This is a genomic window from Lacticaseibacillus pantheris DSM 15945 = JCM 12539 = NBRC 106106 (genome assembly GCF_001591865.1).
Taxonomy (GTDB): domain Bacteria; phylum Bacillota; class Bacilli; order Lactobacillales; family Lactobacillaceae; genus Lacticaseibacillus; species Lacticaseibacillus pantheris.
This window is the reverse complement of the sequence record NZ_BCVS01000160.1, coordinates 1-3,737: the sequence shown is the minus strand read 5'-3', so window position 1 is coordinate 3,737 and position 3,737 is coordinate 1. Positions and strand designations below refer to the sequence as shown.

Genomic DNA, 3,737 nt, shown 5'->3' with positions numbered 1-3,737 from the left:
TCTAAAAAAAACGGGGCCGCCCCTGGCCGCCCCGTATCATTCATACTCATTATTTATCCGACTGGTGCGCGGCGATGTAGTCAACCGCATCCCCGACCGTCTGGATTTGCTCAGCATCCTCATCCGGAATCTCGGCGTTAAAGGTGTCCTCTAACTCCAACACAAATTCCACAATGTCGATAGAATCGGCGTCCAAGTCCCGCTTAAAGTTTAGGTCCCGGGTAATGGTACCCTCCTGTAACTGAAAGTGGTCCTGTAACAACGATGAGATCTGATCAAAAATTTCCTGTTCGCTCACGGTAAGCCTCCTCACTAATTACCGAACCACTATATTCTAAAAAGCCGTCAATGTCCATTACTTTTGCACGACAAATCGCAATTACTCTGCGTCCGGTGCCGCCATCGTGTGTTCCTCAAAGTACTGCACAAACTTCGCAATCGTCTGCTTGTCCACCATATCGGCCACCTGCTTGATCGTGTAATACACCGTCCGCGCATCCGCCGCCCCGTGAGCCTTCACTACCGGCGCCTGCAATCCTAGCAACACCGCGCCACCATAGCGTGATGCGTCAAACTTGTCCGCCACGCCACGAATTTCGTTCCGTAACAATAAACCGCCCAGTTTGCCCTTCACACCGCTGTTCATGATGGTGTCCTTCAACGCGTGCAGCAAAGTGTGTGCCGTGCCTTCCACAGCCTTTAGCGCCGCGTTACCCGTAAAGCCATCGGTCACCACGACGTCCGCAACGCCATCCAATAGACCGGTAGCCTCCACGTTACCAATAAAGTTGAGTCCCGCCGCGTTTGCCAGCAGTTTATGCGCCTCTTGGTGTAACTCGTCACCTTTGTGCTCCTCGGTCCCGTTGTTCAGTAACCCCACGCGTGGGTTATCAATACCACGGACATCCTTGGCGTAAAAATTGCCCATAACCGCATACTGGTAGAGGTGTACCGGACGGTTGTCCGCGTTCGCGCCCACGTCCAGCATTACAAAGCCGTGGTCGTTCGTTGCGGCCGGCAAAGTGGGCATTAACCCTGGACGGTCAATCCCCTTGATGCGACCAACAATGAACAATCCAGCCGCCAGTAATGCGCCGGTGCTGCCCAGGGACAGCAGAGCGTCCGCCTCGCCGTCTTTGACCGCACGGGCCGCCCTGACCATCGACGCGTCCTTCTTCCGGCGAATCGCCTGTACGGGCGCCTCGTTGCCGGAAATTTCCTCTGTGGTGGGCACAAGCGTGATGCGTTCGTCATTCTTAATGAGCGGCCGCACGCGTTGCTCGTCGCCAAATAGCAGGAACTCTAGGCGCGTATCCTCATCCCGTGCCCGCTCCACACCCGCAACAACTACGTCAGGTGCATCATCACCGCCCATGGCGTCAACAGCAATCTTCATGAAAAAGTCCTCCTAATTTAGGCTTTCGGCTTGAGCCAAACGGCCGTTTAAATATCGTGATAATACTGCATTTCCTGGTGTTTCGAGTCCTGGATCATCCGTAAAAATTGTGGAAGCGACTTTGTTCGCCGTATCCAGAATGTTAAAGTCGCCGACCGGATCGCCCAGACGGAAATCTGGCAGGCCCGACTGTTTGGCCCCAAAAATATCGCCCTGCCCCCGTAACTCGAGGTCACGCTGAGCGACTTTGAAGCCATCATTGGTGTCAACCATCGTCTCCATCCGACTGACACCACTGTCACTTTTCGGGTCGGCAATAAGAATGCACGTCGCCTGTTTGCGGCCACGACCCACGCGACCACGCAACTGGTGGAGCTGAGCCAGACCAAAGCGGTCGGCATCGAGAATCATCATCATCGTGGCGTTCGGAACGTCGACCCCAACTTCAATCACGGTAGTCGAAACCAGCACCGCAGTTTGCCCGCTAGCAAAGTCACGCATGATGGCGTCCTTCTCGTCCGGCTTCATGCGTCCGTGGAGCAGCGCCACGGCGGCCTTGCTCGCGAACGTCTCCTGCATCTCCGCGTACACCGCCTCAGCATTCTTGAGGTCCACGGCCTCCGACTCCGCAATCAGCGGCGTAATCACAAACGCCTGTCCACCAGCCGCTACGGCCTCCTCGACCATGCGGACCGCGCGACCCTGTTGCTGTTTGTGCAACCAAAGCGTGCGCACGGGTAAGCGGCCGGCCGGCATTTCGTCAATCGTGGATACGTCCATTTCACCATACGCGGTAATCGCAAGCGTACGCGGAATTGGCGTGGCGGTCATCGACAAAACGTCCGGTTTCAACCCCTTGGCACGCAAAACCTCGCGCTGCTTAACCCCGAACCGGTGCTGTTCATCGATAATGGCAAAACCTAGGGCGTTAAAGTCAACACCTTTTTGAATCAACGCGTGCGTACCAATCGCGATGTCCAGGTCACCAGACCGCAACCGTTCCAAAATAACTTTGCGATCAGCGGCCGATGTCGCACCCGTCAGTAGCGCCACGCTAACGTGGACAGGCTCGAATAACTGGCTGAGCTTGGCGAAATGCTGTTCAGCCAGCACCTCCGTTGGCACCATTAGCGCCGCCTGAAAATGTGCGGTAACAGCGGCATACATGCAGATTGCCGCCACGATGGTCTTCCCACTACCAACATCCCCCTGCAGCAGCCGGTTCATGTGTTTGGTACTGAGCATATCCGCGCAAATTTCATTCACCACACGCTTTTGGGCTGCAGTTAATTCAAACGGCAGTGTTTGGATAAACGCGCGGACTTTATGGTTGTCAAAGGGGATGCGCAAGCCGTTGACCTGCGCGGTGTCCCTTTGCTTGATTGCCTGCAACTGCACCTCAAACAAAAAGAACTCGCGAAAAATGGCTGAGCGTCGTGCCGCTGCAGCCTCAGCGGGATTAGCCGGAAAGTGCATCTGGCGCACTAACTCGCGGTCGGTCAATAATTGCAACCGTGTGCGGTACTGTTCGGGCACCACCGACTTAATCTCATCGGCGTAATGTTCGTACGCCACCTTAATCGTGTCCACCAAAAACTTCTGGTGAACCGCCTGACTCAGCGGGTAAATTGCCGCCATTGAGGGAGCATCCTGGTCCTTTGTGGCCACCAGCCGCATGGCGCTGAGCGCATTGCGCCCAACGTTCCACTTACCGTAAATGGCTGCCTCTTGGCCTTGATGAAACCGATCCTTCAACCAGGGCTGGTTAAAAAAGGACACGAGAATCACGGTGCGGTCGACCTGTAAACGCACGGTCACGCGCACCTTATGTGGCCCAAAACGAGCAATCACCGGATCCGCCACTACCGTGCCTTTAACCGTCAGCTTTTCACCATCAACGGCCGTTGCCAAATCCCGCTCCTGCAAATCGTCGTACCGAAACGGAAAATAAAAAAGCAGGTCGTTGACCGTCACGATACCGAGGTCCGCGAGTGCTTCCACCCTCTTGGGGCCAACACCGGGCAGAACCCCGACCGCATCGCTAAGTGGCATGGTCAACGCCTCCTTTCATGTGCACCATGGTTGGTGCTGGTTTTTGGAGATTTATGGAGCATATTCTCAATGCTGCAAATAGTCTCTAGAATGTGGGTGAGTTTGAGCCCACCACTGTGTTGGAGAATGCTGCAACGGGCCCGATTTACCCGGGCGTTTTAAAACGAGCTGCGCCCCGCAGAAACTTGCGTGTAACCCGCTACGACAGTGAAGCCAAGTGCGGGCTGGTTACTGTCCTAGAGAATGCTGCAGCGGGCCCGATTTACTCGTGCGTTTTAAAACGAGCTGC

General features: G+C 55.3%; 3 protein-coding genes. All 3 read right to left on the bottom strand.

Going from position 1 to position 3,737, the window contains the following annotated elements; all coding sequences use genetic code 11:
* Positions 1-49: 49 nt before the first annotated feature.
* Positions 50-298 (bottom strand): acyl carrier protein, encoded by a 249-nt coding sequence (acpP, locus tag LPA02S_RS11085; protein ID WP_054651156.1) that lies wholly within the window; start codon positions 296-298, stop codon positions 50-52.
* A gap of 81 nt (positions 299-379) precedes the next feature.
* Positions 380-1,396: a phosphate acyltransferase PlsX gene (gene plsX / locus LPA02S_RS11080; RefSeq protein WP_054651154.1), complete on the bottom strand. Its 1,017-nt coding sequence runs from the start codon at positions 1,394-1,396 to the stop codon at positions 380-382.
* A gap of 12 nt (positions 1,397-1,408) precedes the next feature.
* Positions 1,409-3,448 (bottom strand): ATP-dependent DNA helicase RecG, encoded by a 2,040-nt coding sequence (recG, locus tag LPA02S_RS11075; RefSeq protein ID WP_056956427.1) that lies wholly within the window; start codon positions 3,446-3,448, stop codon positions 1,409-1,411.
* Between the last annotated feature and the right edge of the window lie 289 nt (positions 3,449-3,737).